This window comes from Streptomyces sp. NPDC046939 (assembly GCF_040644575.1).
Classification (GTDB): domain Bacteria; phylum Actinomycetota; class Actinomycetes; order Streptomycetales; family Streptomycetaceae; genus Streptomyces.
In genome coordinates this window covers 92,279-108,370 of record NZ_JBEYWV010000006.1, presented here as the reverse complement: position 1 = coordinate 108,370, position 16,092 = coordinate 92,279, and the positions used below count along the sequence as shown (strand labels likewise).

Below are 16,092 nucleotides of genomic sequence, written 5' to 3'. Positions count from 1 at the left end.
GTCGCGGGTGCGTGCCCAGCGGAAACCCTCTCGGTGCAGCGGCTCGGCCGGCTGGTCCGTGGAGGTCTCCACCCCCGCGTTACTGACCTTGTCGCGGTGTTGTCGTAATGGGTTACGGGAGATGATCCCTGCGGTAGGCCGGTGATGTGCGGTACGCAGGTCGGTGGGATTGTCGAGCGGCAACGCTTTCGTGAACGGATCCGGATGGAAGCCGGCGAGCGCTTCACGCGGGGCGAGGAGAACGCGGTCCCGCGAAGGAACTGCGGGTGAGCGTGCGCCCGGTGGAGTGCTGGCGGTAGGCCCGGCGCCAGGGCGGGACGGCCGCCCTGCCCTCCGCCGGACCGCCGAAGCTGCCCAAGCTGACCGATGACCGGCTCGCCGAACTGGAGCAGGACACATTCGGCCCGATCGAGACCGCCGACCACCTTCCAGACCTACCTCGACCAGCACCAGCCCCCCGGCTCGGGGCCTGGGCGACCCTCGTAAGGCGACCTCGCTCACCAAGATTTCCGACAGGGTCAAGCTGAGCCCCCTGCTGTGGGCCGCTTGCTCTGACGGTGTGGACGCTGGTGGGGCCTGCCTGTGCGCAGGGGTGGGCTCCTCCCCGTAGGAAGGGGCCCACCCCCGCACGGGGTGTGTGAGGAGTTATTCCGTGCGCAGGCCCGCTGGGCGCATCATGCGCAGCAGCAGCGGCAGGCTGAGCAGTGTGACCATAGCGACCACGGCCGCGCCCACGCCGGTCATGGTGAGGACGCTTGCCCAGTCCATGGTCACCGGTGTACGGGTCATCTTCAGCAGTGCCGTGCCGAGGGTGACGCCCACCGCCGTGGCCAGTACGAGACCGAGGATGACTGGGAGGGCTGTCTGCCAGAGGACGGACAGGCTGAGCGTGCGACGCCGGGTACCGAAGGCGACCAGCGCCGAGAGCAGCTTCCTGCGTTCGCGCAACTGCTCCAGTTGGGAGACCAGCAGGCTTGCTCCGATCAATGCCAGTACGAAGGCGGAGCCGATGAACAGACCCGTGCGGATGCGGGTGTACTTGGCGTCCTCCTGGGTGGCCGACCAGCCGAAGGCCTGTGCCAGGGGGTCGATGCGGGCGGCGATGTTGCGTACGTAGTCCCGTGAGTCCGGCACTGAGGGGTCCAGACGCAGGTAGATGCCGTCCGAGAACACCGCGGGTAGGGCCTTTCGGGGCAGGGCGGTGGGGGTGACCAGCAGACTGGTGTACTTCTGCAGTGAGTCCTTGCGCGCGTTCACCTGCCGAATATTTGCCGGAACGGTCCAGGGCACCTCTAGGCGGTCGTTGTCGCCGTCGTACGAGGGGTCGATGTAGAGCTGCCGACCGGGCTTCGCCAGGGCGATCTCGGATGCGTTGCTGGGGTCCGAGTAACCGGCCCGCGTTCGCGTGATGAACACGTCGCCCTCCTTGCAGGAGGGCAATGTGGCGAGTTCGCGCAGGGCGACGCAGTTACCCACGGCCAGGCTGTTGCTGTTCTGCGGGTCGCGAGGTGAGTCCCCGTACTGGGCGCCGGCCAGGGCCACCGCGGCCCGGACTCCCTTGGCGCCGGTGAATTCGCGCTCGACGGCGGGCAGCGGCTTGCGGTCGCTGAAGGTGACTTGCATCTCGACCCGGTTGGGGTCCCTGCCGGTGGCTTTGGTGTACTGGCTCTGCGTTCCCGTGAAGAGCATCTGCAGTGCGATGGCCCCGGCCACGGCCACGGCGATGCCGTTGACCATGCGGGCGGCTGTGCCGCTGCTCAGTTGCAGCCGTCGAACGGCCAACTGCCAGGACAGCATGCCCTTGCCGAGCCGGACGACGGCTGCCTCCACGGCCCAGGGCAGCAGGGCGGTGATGCCGATCAGCAGCATGAGGACGCCGCCGATGACGAGGTACTGGTTGAATTCTCCGTTCTTGCGGCCTTGGCCGATCATCGGATAGAGCATGGCGAGGCCGGCGAGCGGCGGCAGCAGCCGCCACCACAGTCGGCGGCGGCGCTGTTTGGCCGCACGCACGACACCGAGGGGTTCGACGCTCACGCCGCGCATCGCGAGGAGGGTGGCCAGCACCGCGGCGACCGGCACCGCGACCGCGACCAGCGCGGCGAGTGCGGGAGCGGGGTCGAGGTAGCTGGCCCAGACGCTCAGGCCCATCAACTCGCCGGCGCCCAGCCTCTGGCGGCCGAGCAGGAAAAATACGGTGCCCACCGCCAGCCCGAGCAGGGCTCCGGCCAACGCCTCGCCCGCCGCGATCCGCCGGGTCATGTGACTGTCGGAGCCGACCAGGCGCAGCGCGGCGAGGCGCCGGTCGCGGCGCTCGCCGCCGAAGCGGACGGCGGCCGCGATGAACACCGCGACCGGCGTGAGCAGTGCCACGAACACGACCAGGACCATGAGCAGCAGCACAGGATCGGTCTTCTCGGGTTTCATGTCCGGTTTGCCGAACTTGGTCAGCCGCGTCACCAGGGAGGAGTCGGTGAGCTTCAGCCCCGAGGTGCCCGCGTAGTAGGCCAGTTCGTGCGAGCCGATCAGCCCGCTCTCGCCGATCGTGCCGGTGATCTTGTACGGCAGGCGTTCCCGCAGCAGTTTCGCGTCGTCCGAGGCGAGCAGGTTCTTGAGCGCGGGGGAGACCACCATCTCGCCCTTGCGCGGCAGGTGGTCGACCCCGGGGGGGCAGCGGCGCCCGCCTGCCCTCGGGTTCGACCAACCGGCCCAGAATGTCGTCGTCGTGCCAGGTGGTGGCGGCGTCGGCGACCAGGAGAGTGTTGTCGGCCTTTGGCGGCACCTTCAGGGCGTACAGGTTGACGTAACGGGCGTCCTCCACCTTGCTGCGGGACGCGTACACGTTGGGTATCGCGGTGCACAACAGGAGCAGAGCCACGCCGAGGCCGACACCGACCGCTGTCAGTGTCACTCGGATCCAGCCCTCGCGGCCGCCGGTGACGGCGAACCGGGCTCCCATGGCCAGGTCCTTGGCCCACTGGCGCGGACTCATACGGCGCGCTCCATGTCCTGGGACTTGCCGTCGCGCACGACGACCTCGCGGTCGGAGTAGGCGGCCACCCGTGCCTCATGGGTGACGAGGACGACGGCGGCGTTGGTGGAGCGGGTCGCGCCGGTGAGGAGTTCCATCACGCGCTCACCGTTGTAGGAGTCGAGCGCGCCGGTCGGTTCGTCGGCGAACAACACCCGGGGGCCCGTGACCAGCGCGCGGGCCACGGCGACGCGCTGACTCTGGCCGCCGGAGACCTCGCCGGGGCGCTTGCCCTTCAGGTCGTCGACCTCCACGCGTTCCATCCAGCCGAGAGCCGCCCGCTCGGCGTCCTTCCGGGAGGCGCCGTTCAGCCTGAGCGGCAGGGCGACGTTCTCCACGCAGGTCAGTTCCGGTACGAGCTGTCCGAACTGGAACACGAAGCCGAACTCGGAGCGGCGCAGCGCGCTGCGCTGGGCGTCGCTCATCGTCGTCATTTCACGCCCGTTGTAGGTGATCGACCCGGAGTCGGGCTGCAGGATGCCCGCGAGGCAGTGCAGCAACGTCGACTTGCCGGAGCCGGAGGGGCCCATGACGGCGACGACCTCGCCGGGGTCGATGGAGAACTCGGCGCCGTCGAGGGCGTGGGTGTGCCCGTAACTCTTGCGCAGGTCCCGCGCGGTGAGCAGGGAACCGGGGGGAGAAGTCGTCATCGGGCTACAGCCTCACGGAGTTTGTCGAGTCGGGCGGCGGTCAGCTCCAGCCAGCGCAGGTCCGCTTCCAGGTGGAAGAGGGCGTGGTCGCAGATCAGCTGGTCGGCCAGATAGCCCTTGCGCTTGCGGTCGGTCAGGATGCGCATACTGCGCAGGTGTTCGGAGCGTTGGGTGTCCAGGATGTCGGCGGCGTCCCGCTGGGTGAGCAGCGCGAGGACAACCTTGGTGTAGAGGGCCGACTGGAGGTATTCCTCCGGCTTTTGCGGTGTCGCGAGCCACTGCTCTACGTCGGTGATGCCGGCGTCGGTGATCGCGTAGCGCTTGCGCTCCGGGCCGGAGCCGGCCTCGATCCCGTCGACCTCGACGAAGCCGTTCTTCAGCAGCCGGGACATCGTCGAATAGACCTGACCGTAGTGCAGTGGCCGGTCGTGACCGAACTTCTCGTCGAAGGCCCGTTTTAACTCGTAACCGTGTCGCGGGCCGGACTCCAGGAGCCCCAAAAGGGTGTGACCGATGGACATGCGCACACTATACATAGCATGTATACGCTCAATGTATACGTGGAGCGTATACGTCCTTGTTCGGCTGGAGCCGAACCGAACGCGAACACCCCGGGATCGTGGATCACCTCGGCATCCTCGACGTCTGGCACACCCGGGACGCCGACTTCGCCACCGCCCATGCGATCGCCACCACCGACTGCCGCGCGAGCAGGCGGTGACGCTACGGTTCGTCGGGACCGACTCCCGCACCGGCGGCCGGGTTCGGCCGGTTGCGTCGAGTGGGTAGCCGGCCGAAGGCAGGGCTTCCCGCGCACAAGCACGTGATGCGGATCCCGCCCCGCCGGGCGCCGTTGTCGACCACCTGGACCGTGCCCCACGACGGCCGAGCGGTATGACCGCGCCGCTCCCGGCGCACGCCCTCTGTCCGGTACCGGCCGGTCCGCAGCAGCGCCGGGATCTTGCCGGTGACGCACGCGATCGAGGAGGGCACGGTCCCGGGGGCGGGCCGCCATCGAGGCGGGGGTGACGCAGTCGCCGGCAAGGGCGAGGACGGCCGGGTACGCAGGACGGAGCGGTCCCCTCTTCTTGGCGTATGTCCGCATGTCGGTTCGCCGTCCAAGTGGCATCAGGCGAACGGCGTGCGTTTTCTGGCGCGGGTTCCGCAGCGAGGCCGCTGAGCCGCATCGACGTGCGCGCGGGGGCGCCGCTACCGCCGCGGGTGCCGTCTTCTGCGGCACGACCGGGGCCGGGTGGGAGGACGATGGGCGGAGACCGGCTCGCGTAGAGGTGGTTCGTGAACGAGGAGGGGAAGCGATGACGTCATCTTCCAGTTCCTCAGGCAGCGGCTCTTCGTACGGCGGCGGGTCGCCTGAGTTCTCCGCCGCCGGGCCGCTGGCCGTGGTGGCGGGCATGGGCTGGCAGATCCTGCTCATCACGGGCCTGGCCGCCATCGCCCTGGGTGTGGTGATCTTCGCCTGGCCCGCGGAGACGCTGCGGGTCGTCGGCGTCCTGTTCGGCGTCTACCTGCTGATCACCGGTGTCTTCCAGCTGGCCGCCGCGTTCGGCACACATGTTCCCGGGCACCTGCGGGCCCTGCACTTCGTCACCGGTGCGTTGTCCGTGCTGCTGGGACTGCTCTGCTTCCGCAGCACCCTGGAGTCACTTCTGCTGCTCGCGCTGTGGATCGGCTTCGGCTGGCTGCTGCGCGGCGTCATGACGACGGTCACCGCGGCCTCCGCCGAAGTCATGCCGGCACGGGGCTGGATGCTGTTCTCCGGGATCATCGGCATGCTGGCGGGCATCGTGCTGATCGTCTCGCCGTTCACCTCGATCGCGGCGCTCACCCTGGTGACGGGCGTCATGGCGGTGGTATTCGGGGTGATGGAGGCGGCCCATGCGGTCAGGATGCGCCTCGAGGCCGGCCGCTCGGCCTCGGGTGTCCCGGCCGGAGGGCGGCCCTCGTTCGCCTCGCGGCCGCATCCCGGGCACTGACGGCGATGATGCCTGCGGTTCCCACATACTCGGCACCCTTTGCAGGCACCGCCGCAACGGCACCCTGGACCAACGGCACCAGGTACCGCGCACCGCGCACCGTGCAGGCCACCGTGAAGCGGGCCCCGGCCGGGGACGCCCGAAGGGAAGGGGACCAGACACCAACCACCGGACCAAACACTCAGTCAGGGGTCGGGACCGGCGCGAGGGACATCGCCTCGTGGGCGACGACGACCGCGACCTCATCGGCGGCCTCGTCATACGTGACCTCGCCATCCGAGACCTCGTCATCCGTGACCTCATCCATGGACGGCGAGTATTCCGACCCGGTGTGCGAACGTCGCAGGCAGCCCGCGGCCGCGCGTCACGGCACCAGTACCACCCTGCCGAACACCTTCCCCTCGTCCATCCAGCGGTGGGCCCGAGCCGCCTGCTCCAAGGGCGCCACCTCGTGCACGACCGTACGCAGCTTCCCGCGCGCGGCCTCGGCGAACTGGGCGGATCGCACGGTCTGCCGGTCCGCCGGGGGAACGGTGTCGGAGCTGAACGTGGCGAACGACAAGGACTTGCGGAAGGCGTCCGTCAGCCGCCTGCCGAAGTCCGCCGGAGGCGGCCCGCCGACCACACCGACAGCCACGTAACGGCCGTTGGGCCGCAACTTGTCCAGGAAGCGGGGAAGGTGCGGACCGCCCACGACATCGATCACCACGTCGAAGTCCGTGGGCGCCTGCGGACCGCCCTCACCGGTGCGGTCGAGAACATGTGTGGCGCCCAGCTCCCTCAGCCGGGCGCCACGCTCCACCGAGGAGGTGGTGACCGCCACCGCGCCCGCGCCACGCCCCACCGCGAGCTGGATCGCCGTGATCCCGATGCTGCCCGCCGCGCCGCGCACGAGCACCGTCTCCCCGGGCGCGAGGCGAGCACGGTCCAGGGCGAAGTGGGCCACCACGCCCGAACCGCCCAGGGTCACCGCCGCGGCGCCGTCCAGACCGTCGGGCAGTGCGAGAACGTCCTCGACCGCGGCGACGGCCCGCTCGGCATACCCTCCTGACAGACCGGTGAACGCCCACACACGCCGCCCGATCCACCCGTCGTCGACACCCTCTCCCACCGCGGTGACCCTTCCCGCGACCTCGCTGCCCAGCAGGTGGCCCTCCCGGAAGCCGTACGAGGCGAGGGTTCCCCTGCGGATGACGGCGTCCACGCCGCCGACCCCGATCGCTTCCGTACCGATCTGCACCTGCCCCCGAGCGGGGACGGGCACGGGCACATCGACGACATCGAGGCCATCGGGGTCACCGAACGCCCTGATCACAACGGCCTTCATCGAAAACTCCTCAAGGTCGGGAAACAGCTCGCGGCCATCGGAACGTAAGGGACACACCCAGCCGCGCGGCTAAAGTGAGAAACGATGAGCAACCATGTGTCTCGGTCCGCGCGCTCCGACGCCCGCGACAACCGGCACCGCATCCTCACCGCCGCCCGCGACGTCTTCGGCGAGGAGGGCCTGAGCGCGCCCGTGCGTCAGGTCGCCCGCCGCGCCGAGGTCGGCCCCGCCACGCTCTACCGGCACTTCCCGACCAAGAGGGAACTGATCGAGGAGGCCTTCGCCGAACAACGGCGGGCCTGCCATGCCGCCGTTCGTGACGCGCTCGCGGACGTGGACCCGTGGCGCGGATTTCGCGGCCTGGTCGAGCGGATCTGCGAACTCCACGCGCACAGCAGGGGCTTCGCCGACGCGTTCATGACCACCTACCCGGAAGCCATGGACTTCGCCGCCGACCGGGAGCGAGCACTGCGCGCGGTGGAGGAACTGGCCCGCCGCGCCCAGCGGGCGGGGCGGCTGCGGCCCGGGTTCGTCGTCGACGACCTGGTCCTCATGCTCATGGCCCACCGCGGCCTCCAGGACACGCCGGGCGCCGCCCGGGTGGCCGCCTCCCGCCGCTTCGCCGCCTACGTGATCGAGGCGTTCCACGCCGCTCCGGAGGCGCGAGCATCCGCTCCGCTGCCACCGGCGCCGCGCCTGCGGTTCACGCCCTCGCCCTCGCCCTCGCCAGACATGAGGTAGGCCCTTCGGACGACCACCGTGACGATGTCGGTGCCGGGTCAGTTCCAAGCCCGTCGTTCCTCGCCGTGGGGGTCTTCCACCTGGGTCCATTCGGCGTCGATGCGCATCGTGGCGCGGCGCTCGGCGTCGTACGGGTCCCAGCCGGGGTCGCCGGTCCCGGCGAAGCGGATCCAGGTCTCGTGCACGCGGGTGGCGAGGCCCTCGGGCGGCTTGTCGGGGCCGAGCAGGGCGTGGGGGCCGTTCAGCTCGGGCCGGTGTGAGAGGTCGAAGACGAAGGGCAGCTCGACCGTGTGGGTGGCGCCAAGCTCTCCGTCCAGGGCCTTCGAGCGCCAGGCGAACTCGTAGGCGTACGTGGCGGAGCGCGGGTGCGCGGCGTGGGCGTCGGCCAGGGCGCGGCTGCCCACGCCGAACAGCGCGTCGCCCATGATCGCCGAGCGCAGTTCCGCGAAGGACGCCCCGGGGCGGGACCGGCGGTACGTCTCGACCAGTCGCGCCGGGTCCGGATGGGAGCGCGCCGCGGCTTCGTGGACATCGGCGGCGGTGGAGGCGGCGTGCTTGCCGACGGGTACCAGGTAGAGGTTGCCCTCCTCGGCGTTGGTGCCGACGAGGAGGTCGACGTCGGCGGCGAGGCCGGTGGCGACGGACGCGGCGGGCTGGGCGTCGAGGACCAGGCTGAAGGGGCTGAGCCCGATCAGCGGGTCACGGTGGCTTCCGGTCCGCAGGTCGATGCCCGAGAGCTGGGAGGCGGCGTCGACCAGACGCTCGTCGGAGATGTCCGCGAAGGCGTCGACGTGGGGCTCGGCGCCCAGGAGCACGGCCGCCGCCCCGGTGACGCGGGCGGCCTGCTCGGTGGTGAACGCGCCGAGGCCGCTGCCGCTCTGCACGATCGCCCGGCGGAACAGGCCCGCCGCCTCCGGAGAGGCCAGGACGCCGCCGACGACGGTCGCCCCGGCCGATTGGCCGAAGAGGGTGATGCGGTGCGGGTCGCCGCCGAAAGCGGCGATGTTCTCGCGTACCCAGCGCAATGCGGCGACGACGTCGAGCAGGCCACGGTTGGCGGGCGCCCCCGGGAGGTCGAGGAACCCGGCGATGCCGAGCCGGTAGTTGAGGGTGACGAGGACGACGCCGTCCCGGGCGAACGCGGAACCGTCGTACATGCTCGACCGCGTCGACCCGGCGACGAATCCGCCGCCGTGGACGAAGACCATGACCGGCAGCTCCCCGCCGCCGACGGCGGGCGTGAAGACGTTGACGGTGAGGTAGTCCTCGCCGTGGCTCCAGCCGGGGCCGAAGTAGGGCGTCATGTCCACATTGCCGAGCACGCGTGCGGACTGCGGTGCGGTGGGCCCGGGGACGGTGGCGTTCCGTACGCCGTCCCACGGCTCATGAGGCCGTGGCGGCGCGAAGCGGTCGGCGCCGCGGGGAGGGGCGGCGTAGGGGATGTTCAGGAAGGCGAGGGTGGCGCCTCGGCGCAGACCGCGGACGGCTCCCTGGGCGGTGGTGACGACGGGGTCGGGGTGGTGGTTCACGGTGGTGCCTCCCGCGGGTTCTCAGGCCTGCTCGGTGTACTTGGTGAAGGGCGCCCAGCCCTTGACGGCGAACTTGTCCCCCTCGCGGACGACTTCGGCCGCACCGTGGCCGCCGAGGTGGGCGGGGAAGACGAGCGCGTTGTCGTCGGCCGCCGAGCCCAGGAGCTTGCGGCGGGTGGCACGGGCCTCGGCGGGGTCCTCGCAGAAGCAGCTGTTGGCGTCGGGCTCGTGGATCTGGACCGGACTGTGCACCAGGTCGCCGACGAAGAGGGCCCGGTCCGGTCCGGACTCCAGCCGCAGCACCGAGGAGCCCGGGGTGTGGCCGGGCGCGAGGTCGAGGCGCAGGTTGCCGTCGATCCGGTGGCTGCCTTCCCAGAGATGAGTCAGGCCCGCCTCGTGCACAGGGGCCACACTGTCCTCGAAGACGTTCTGGTTGCCGCGGCCGAACAGGGTCTTGATCTCGTTGGCGGGGTTCCAGTAGTCGAAGTCCGCCTTGGCCATCAGATAGGTGGCGTGCGGGAACGTCGGCACCCAGGTCCGGCCGTCGAGGCGGGTGTTCCAGCCGACGTGGTCGATGTGCAGGTGTGTGTTGATGACGATGTCGACGTCCTCGGGGCGGACCCCGGCGCGGGCGAGGTTGTCCAGGAAGCCGGTGTGCAGCCGGCTCCACACCGGCGCGTACGGCCGCTCCTTGTGGTTGCCGACGCCGGTGTCGACCAGGATGGTCCTGCCCTCGCTGCGCAGCACCCAGGTCTGGATCGCGGTGTTGACGATGTTGGTCCCGGCGTTCAGGAAGTCGGGAGCCAGCCAGGAACGGTGGGTCTCCCAGGCCTCCGCCGGGCTCTCCGGGACGAAGGCTTCAGGTGTCAGGTCGACGGGACCGTAGTACTCCCGGACGCGGGTCACGGTGACATCGCCGAGGGTGAGGGTGTCCATGATTGTCGTCTCCAGTCGATCGGTTCGGCGTGCTCGGGCGTCCGCGGACGGCCCTGCTCGGCCATGTTCGATCCGGCCGGACGTGCCGCGGTATGCGTCACGTGACTGCACCTGGAACCGGGCCCGGCCCCCACGGCCTTGGTCAGCCGGCCGCACGGGCGGGACGGAAGGACGGCCGCGTTACCATCTGGGCAGTCTCAGTTCGTGGAGCATCCGTGGAAGATGGTGGGCCTGTCCGAGCGGATCGGCGCTCGGCACGCGATCCCGCTCCGCCGCTGGTGGGACGGGAGGCCGAGACCGCCGAGATCATGCGACGGGTCGCCTCCGGTCGGTCCCGCAGCGAGGCGCTGATCCTCACGGGCGATCCCGGGGCCGGTAAGAGCGTGCTGCTCGACCTGGCGACCGCCCACGCGCGGTGCGAGGGGCGCCGCGTCCTGCGCGCGGTCGGCAGCGAGTCCGAGGAGCACCTCGGATTCGCGGGCCTGCACCAGTTGCTCCGCCCCGTGCTGGGCAGTCTCGACGGTCTGCCGTGTCGGCAGCGTTCCGCGCTGCGGACCGTCCTGGGGCTCGGCCAAGGCCCCGAAGTCCAAGCCCCTGACGGGATGCTCGTCGGTCTCGCGGTCCTCACCCTGGTGTCGGACCTGACCGAGTCAGCGCCGCTGCTCATGGTGGTCGACGACGCGCAGTGGATCGACCGTGCGTCCCTCGACGTCCTCTCCTTCGTGGCCCGGCGCATGGACAGCGAACCCGTCACGCTCCTGGTGGGGGTGCGCTCCGCCGCCGCGCTGCCCGGACTCGACAAGGGGTATGACCGCCTGGAGATCGGTCCGTTGAGCGGTGAGGCGGCGGCCCGGTTGCTCGACCGGCAGCCGACGCCGCCCACCGGCCGGGCCCGGGTACGGATTCTGCGCGAGGCGGCCGGCAATCCGCTGGCCCTGGTCGAACTCGCCCGAGCCGACGCGACTCGAGGGGCCCCGGGCAGCGGCGTGGCGGGCCCACTCCCCGTCACCGACCGGCTTGAGCGGATCTTCGCGCGGCACGCGGAGTCCCTGCCGGAAGTGAGCCGCCGCCCGTTGCTGCTGCTCGCGGCCGCTGACGCGACGGACGCCCAGGCGGCGTCCGCAGGGCTGCCCGAGGCCGACGACAAGGCCTGGGTGCCGGCCGAGCAGGCCGGACTCGTACGTCAGGACGGCTCCCGGATCGTCTTCCGCCATCCGCTCGTCCGCTCGGCCGTCTACCATGCCGCGTCGTTCGAGGAACGCAGACGAGCACACCTCGCTCTCGCCGGTCTGCTGAGCGAGGAGCCCGACCGCCGCGCCTGGCACCTCGCCGCCGCTACCACGCGCCCCGACGCGGACGTGGCGGCCGCCCTGCGGCAGACGGCCGACCGGGCCCGGCGCCGGGGCGGCCACGCCGCCGCAGCAGCCGCCTTGGAGCGTGCGGCGGGCTTGAGTCCGCGCCGCGCGGACCAGGCGCGGCTGCTGACCGAGGCCGCCGTCACGGCCGTGTTCACCGGTCAGCTCGGCTGGGTGGAACACCTGGCCGCCGAGGTCCGCGAGCGCAGTGCCGACCCGGTGCTGAACAGCAGGGCATCCCTTGCGGCCGGACAGCTCATGAGCCTGAGCAGGCACCATGCCGCGGCCTTCGCCCTGCTGACACGCGTCGCCGCCGAGGCGGCGGCCGCCCGCTCACCGCTCCTGCTGGACGCGCTCGCCGCGGCGTCCGTGGTCCGCTACTACTCCGGCGAGCAGTCCCACAAGCAGCGGATCGAGGATTTGCTGGCCGCCTCGCCCGCATCCACCGCCGACAGCGTCCTGCGCGCCTGGGCGCTGGCCGTCAGCGACCCGTACGGCGCGGGCGCGAGCCTCGCGCCCACGCTGCCCGAACTCATCGCCGACGCCGAGGCCGAGGACGACGCCGGCGGTCTCACCGCGCTGGCCGTCGTGGCCTGGCTGCTGGACCGGACCGCACTCGCCGCGAAGACGTTCGACGAGGCGCGCGACCGGTGGCAGGCCCGCGGCCCGCTCCCGGACGGCCTGGGATGCGCCGTCGGCTGGGCCTACCTGGAGCAGGGCCGGTGGGCAGAGGCCCGCTCGGTGGCCGCCGAGATCTCCACGGTGGCGTCGACGGCCGGACTCGACCACGCCGAGGCGTGCGCGCGGACGCTCGACGCGACGGTCCTCGCGCTGCTCGGCGAGCCCGCCGAGGCGCGCGGACATGCCGAGCGGGCACTGGCCCTCGTCGACCCGCTGGAAAGCCGCTCCGTCGCGGTCTCCGCACACCGGGCCCTGGGCCTCGCCGCGGTGGCCGAGGGCGACTACGACACCGCGTACACGCAATTCCGCTCGGCTTTCACGGATGACGGCGAACCGGTGCACTACCACGTGTCCTGCACCGTCCTGGCCGACCTCGCCGCGGCGGCCGTCCGCCGAGGGCGCCGGCAGGAAGCCGCCGAGCTGCTGGAACGGTGCGCGCGTCGCCTGGGCGCGGGCGCGTCCGCACGTATCTCCGCACTGCTGGACCGAGGCCGTGCCCTGCTCGCGGAACCGGACCGTGCGGAACGGTACTTCGAGGCCGCGCTGGCGGACGACACGGGCGAGCAGCGGCCGTTCGAACGGGCGCAGACACGGCTGGACTACGGTGAATGGCTCAGAAGGCGGCGCCGCATCGCCGAGGCCCGCCCGCTGCTGACCACGGCGCTCGACACCTTTCAGCGGCTCGGCGCGCGGCCGTGGACCGAGCGGGCGACGGCGGAACTGCGAGCAGCCGGAATCGAAGCCGCCGACAGCAGGGTGCCCGGTGCCTTCAGCGCACTCAGTCCCCAGCAGCAGCAGATCGTCCGGCTCGCGGCCCGCGGCCTGACGAACCGTGAGATCGGCGAGAGGCTCTTTCTCTCGCCGCGCACGGTCGGCTCCCACCTCTACCGGGTGTTCCCCAGACTGGGCGTCACGGCCCGGGCACAGCTCCGCGACGTGGTGCCCCACGCGCCCGCGTCCTGATCCGAGCGGCCGGGGGGAACTGTCACCGGCGACGCAGGGGCCACGCCGTGGACAGGGCGGCTCCCGCGATCAGCAAGGCGGCCGAGAGCGCGAGCCACAGCCCGGTGGTGTCGCCGGTCTCCGCCAGGCTGCCGTCGCCGTGCGGCGGGTGAACCGCGGGCGGCTCACCCGCCGGGGGGCACCGACGCCGTGGGCCGCGGGGTGGACGACGGGGTGGGTGAAAGCTGTGCGGCCCGGTCCGTGTTCGTGATCGTGCAGGTCACGTCAGCGCCCGGTTCCACGGTCACCTTCGCCTCATGCACCGGAACCGCACCGTCGGCGCCCGCGCAGCTCCAGCCGCTCGCCTCGTATCCGTCCGGGCCGTCCGACTCCGACAGCGCGTGGGTGCCGGCCCCGACGTCGGCGCCCGTCACGTCCGCCGAGCCGGTCACACCGGTGACCTGGGACGGGCCGTCTGCGGTCAGGAGCCAGTCCGTCGGGGACGCGGTACCGCCGTGCTAGGGCGTGCTCTCGTCGACGGCCGTGCCGTTGGCAGAGATCAGGTGGGTCCGCCGGCTATGCGGCGTTCGACGGCTTGCAGGTGGCAGGCCGGGACCTGTGGGGCTGCTCGTATGTGGAGCGACGCGCGGCGCTCCTGGACGTGCTCGAACCCCTCGGACCGCCGCTGGAGGCGGTAGCCGCGACCGATGACGTCGACGTGGCGCGCGTCTGGTTCGAGGCGCTGCCCGCGCAGGGTGTCGAGGGCATCGACGCCAAGCGCGCCACGGGCTTGTACCGGCCGGACCGGCCCTGGCGGGAGGTCCGGCACAGCGAGACGGTCGACGCCGACGTCATCGGCTACACCGGCGCCCGCAGGCACCCCAAGCACCTGGCGGTGCGCCTGCCTGACGGCCGGACCGCCCAGACCCAGACCCTGCCCCCGGCGCTCGCCGTACAGGTCGCTGCGCACCTGTCTGCCACCGACGACCTGCCGGTCCGACACCCGCGGACGCGCCCAGTCACAGCCCGCGGTATCAGCGGAGCGAGCAACTCCCGCTCCGAACGGCTGAGTTCATCACGGCGTATCACCCCACCAAGATCGAGCACTCCGTGACCTACGAAGACGGACCCCGCGCGGACACTTGGTGGCAGGTGGACCAGAGTCCTTCGTGGCGGGGGATTCCGCTACGGCCTGCGAGGTGTGGTGATCGGACCGCCCGCTCCCATGGGTGCCACCCGGACCGACCGGTCGGCTTCGGGCCTCGCCCTACTCAGGACGAGACGGTCACAACGGTGGGACCGTGCCGGGCCCCCGTCCCCGGCACGGTCGACATCGGTCGCTCAGCAGCCGTCGGTCCAGGAGTGCGAGGAGATGTTGTCGTTGACCGACTGGTTCTTCCCCTCCCACCACCACAGGCCGTTGTTGAAGATGTAGTCCCCTCGCGAAAGGTCGTACCACGCGTCACCGTGGCCGAGGCAGGCGTACACCCCGGTCTGGTCCTGGTTGTAGTAGAGGTCGACATCGTCGTAACCGCCCGCGAATCCGCGGTTCTCCAGCGACGAGGCACGGTTGCGCATCGGCTCGCAGTTGCCCGTCACACCGTCGTCGCCGTAGTCCCAGTCACGCTTGTCGCCCGACCAGGAACAGTGGGCGCCCCGCTGGTTGGGGTCCGCCCACGCGTGCAGCCTGCCATCCTCCGTGGCGGCCGCGCGCGGCGCGGCGGCCGGTCCGTCCGCCGCCTGGGCGCCGACGACTGGGCCGACTGTCGCGAAGAGCATCGCGGCACCGGTGGCGAGCAGAGTGAGTCGCTTCATTTCCTCATACCTCTCGGATCCAGATGGGCAGTCAGCTGGTCTTGAAGATGTCCCGGGCGCGGTTCAGCGCCCCGAACTCCAGCGTCTTCCTGGTGATGAACTCGGTGGAATGGTCGGACTCGGTCCTGGCCCGTTCAGCGTGCGCGAGCGTGCGGGCCGTCTTCGCAAGACCCGAGGTGCCTGCGCACTGGGCCTCCGCCCTCGCAGTCGCGATCTCGGTGGCGCGGGACTCGCCGGATCCGGTCGCGCCCGCCGGACGCACGAACCGCTGACGTGCCTCCAGGGGGGAGCTGTACGAGTAGCCCTTGGCCCGCATGCAGGTCGACCACCGTGAGACCGCCGCCGTGAAGCGCTCGTCCCGTACGACCGCGGGCGGTACGGAGCGCTCGAGAGCGTCCGTCACCTTCCACGCGCTGTACCACTTGGGCAGGTCCAAGTAGAGGGCCCGTTGCGCCTCGGACTCGCACCCCTCATCGCTGTGCCGGATCGTGCCCATGCCGGGAACCCGCGCTTCCAGACCCGTCGGCTCCGGGCCGTTCAGCGCGTCCACGGCGGCTTCCCTGCGTTCCGCGGAGAGGCTCCGGAAGTAGAGCTGGTTCGGGTTCTTCGCGGCGAGGGTGTCCCGTTTTCGCTGGATGTCGCTGCCGTAGCCGTGCTCGGCGGCCCAGCCCTCGTCGTCGACGACGTACGGGAAGAGGCGGTCGACCCCGTCCGGCAAGTCCTCGACGGCGTGGAAGGAGAATCCCCGCTCCTCCATGCAGTTCCGCGTCAGGAGTGCCTCGGCCTTGGTCAGGGTCTGCCGTTCCGCAGGCGTGAGTGCGCGAGCGGCGGCGGTCGGCTCGGGGACGGTGGTCTTGGGAGGAGGGGGCGGCGCGCCCGTGCAGGCCGACAGCGCCGGGGCTGCCAGACAGAGCAGCAGCGCGGCCACGGCCTTGCCCCGCCCTGGACAGGACTCGGTGCGTCCGGCCATGTTCATCCCTCTTCCCCCCAAACGCTGCGACACCTCAAACGGTAGGAGGACCAGCTCGCCCGCGGTCCTGACATCTGTCAGCACCGCGGGCCCGGGCTGTTCCAGTACGCAGAAGGTGTAT

The 16,092-nt window shown here is 71.2% G+C and carries 12 protein-coding genes and 2 pseudogenes; 4 read left to right on the top strand and 10 right to left on the bottom strand.

Annotation, left to right across the window (positions count from 1 at the left end; genetic code table 11):
• Positions 1-645 precede the first annotated feature (645 nt).
• The 3 genes and pseudogenes from ABZ877_RS08710 to ABZ877_RS08700 all read right to left on the bottom strand — a co-directional run bounded on the left by ABZ877_RS08710 (position 646) and on the right by ABZ877_RS08700 (position 4,202).
• Positions 646-2,992: pseudogene (locus tag ABZ877_RS08710) on the bottom strand (ABC transporter permease).
• On the bottom strand, positions 2,989-3,681 hold the full coding sequence (locus tag ABZ877_RS08705) for an ABC transporter ATP-binding protein (RefSeq protein ID WP_361066590.1): 693 nt from the start codon (positions 3,679-3,681) through the stop codon (positions 2,989-2,991). The pseudogene ABZ877_RS08710 and the gene ABZ877_RS08705 overlap by 4 nt, the downstream one beginning before the upstream one ends.
• Complete coding sequence (locus ABZ877_RS08700) at positions 3,678-4,202, bottom strand: PadR family transcriptional regulator (RefSeq protein ID WP_361066588.1); 525 nt, start codon at positions 4,200-4,202, stop codon at positions 3,678-3,680. The genes ABZ877_RS08705 and ABZ877_RS08700 overlap by 4 nt, the downstream gene beginning before the upstream one ends.
• Positions 4,203-4,997: 795 nt before the next feature.
• Between ABZ877_RS08700 and ABZ877_RS08695 the strand changes: the two genes are divergently transcribed.
• A complete protein-coding gene (locus ABZ877_RS08695; protein ID WP_361066585.1) occupies positions 4,998-5,675 on the top strand; it encodes an HdeD family acid-resistance protein in 678 nt (225 codons plus the stop codon).
• Between the two features lie 181 nt (positions 5,676-5,856).
• Here the strand turns inward: ABZ877_RS08695 and ABZ877_RS08690 are convergent, their stop codons facing one another.
• Positions 5,857-5,982: a hypothetical protein gene (locus tag ABZ877_RS08690; RefSeq protein WP_361066582.1), complete on the bottom strand. Its 126-nt coding sequence runs from the start codon at positions 5,980-5,982 to the stop codon at positions 5,857-5,859.
• Between the two features lie 57 nt (positions 5,983-6,039).
• Positions 6,040-7,002: a zinc-binding dehydrogenase gene (locus ABZ877_RS08685; protein WP_361066579.1), complete on the bottom strand. Its 963-nt coding sequence runs from the start codon at positions 7,000-7,002 to the stop codon at positions 6,040-6,042.
• A gap of 84 nt (positions 7,003-7,086) precedes the next feature.
• Between ABZ877_RS08685 and ABZ877_RS08680 the strand changes: the two genes are divergently transcribed.
• Positions 7,087-7,743 carry a helix-turn-helix domain-containing protein gene (locus ABZ877_RS08680; RefSeq protein WP_361066576.1) on the top strand — a complete coding sequence of 219 codons (657 nt, stop codon included), beginning with the start codon at positions 7,087-7,089 and terminating at the stop codon, positions 7,741-7,743.
• Positions 7,744-7,781: 38 nt separating this feature from the next.
• Here the strand turns inward: ABZ877_RS08680 and ABZ877_RS08675 are convergent, their stop codons facing one another.
• Complete coding sequence (locus tag ABZ877_RS08675) at positions 7,782-9,272, bottom strand: carboxylesterase family protein (RefSeq protein WP_361066573.1); 1,491 nt, start codon at positions 9,270-9,272, stop codon at positions 7,782-7,784.
• 21 nt (positions 9,273-9,293) lie between these two features.
• Positions 9,294-10,208: an MBL fold metallo-hydrolase gene (locus ABZ877_RS08670; protein ID WP_361066570.1), complete on the bottom strand. Its 915-nt coding sequence runs from the start codon at positions 10,206-10,208 to the stop codon at positions 9,294-9,296.
• A gap of 215 nt (positions 10,209-10,423) precedes the next feature.
• Between ABZ877_RS08670 and ABZ877_RS08665 the strand changes: the two genes are divergently transcribed.
• Positions 10,424-13,207, top strand: coding sequence for an AAA family ATPase (locus ABZ877_RS08665; RefSeq protein ID WP_361066567.1), 2,784 nt, complete (start codon positions 10,424-10,426; stop codon positions 13,205-13,207).
• A gap of 164 nt (positions 13,208-13,371) precedes the next feature.
• Here the strand turns inward: ABZ877_RS08665 and ABZ877_RS08660 are convergent.
• Positions 13,372-13,689 (bottom strand): annotated as a pseudogene (locus tag ABZ877_RS08660) (hypothetical protein); the annotation flags it as partial.
• Positions 13,690-13,787: 98 nt separating this feature from the next.
• Here ABZ877_RS08660 and ABZ877_RS08655 point away from each other — a divergent pair.
• Positions 13,788-14,300, top strand: a complete 513-nt coding sequence (locus ABZ877_RS08655) for a hypothetical protein (protein ID WP_361066564.1) — start codon at positions 13,788-13,790, stop codon at positions 14,298-14,300.
• A 227-nt stretch (positions 14,301-14,527) separates the two neighbouring features.
• Here the strand turns inward: ABZ877_RS08655 and ABZ877_RS08650 are convergent, their stop codons facing one another.
• Together ABZ877_RS08650 and ABZ877_RS08645 are read right to left on the bottom strand one after the other, a co-directional pair.
• Complete coding sequence (locus tag ABZ877_RS08650; RefSeq protein ID WP_361066561.1) at positions 14,528-15,001, bottom strand: hypothetical protein; 474 nt, start codon at positions 14,999-15,001, stop codon at positions 14,528-14,530.
• A 31-nt stretch (positions 15,002-15,032) separates the two neighbouring features.
• The gene (locus ABZ877_RS08645) at positions 15,033-15,971 is read right to left on the bottom strand and encodes a hypothetical protein (protein ID WP_361066558.1); all 939 of its coding nucleotides are present in this window, start codon (positions 15,969-15,971) and stop codon (positions 15,033-15,035) included.
• Between the last annotated feature and the right edge of the window lie 121 nt (positions 15,972-16,092).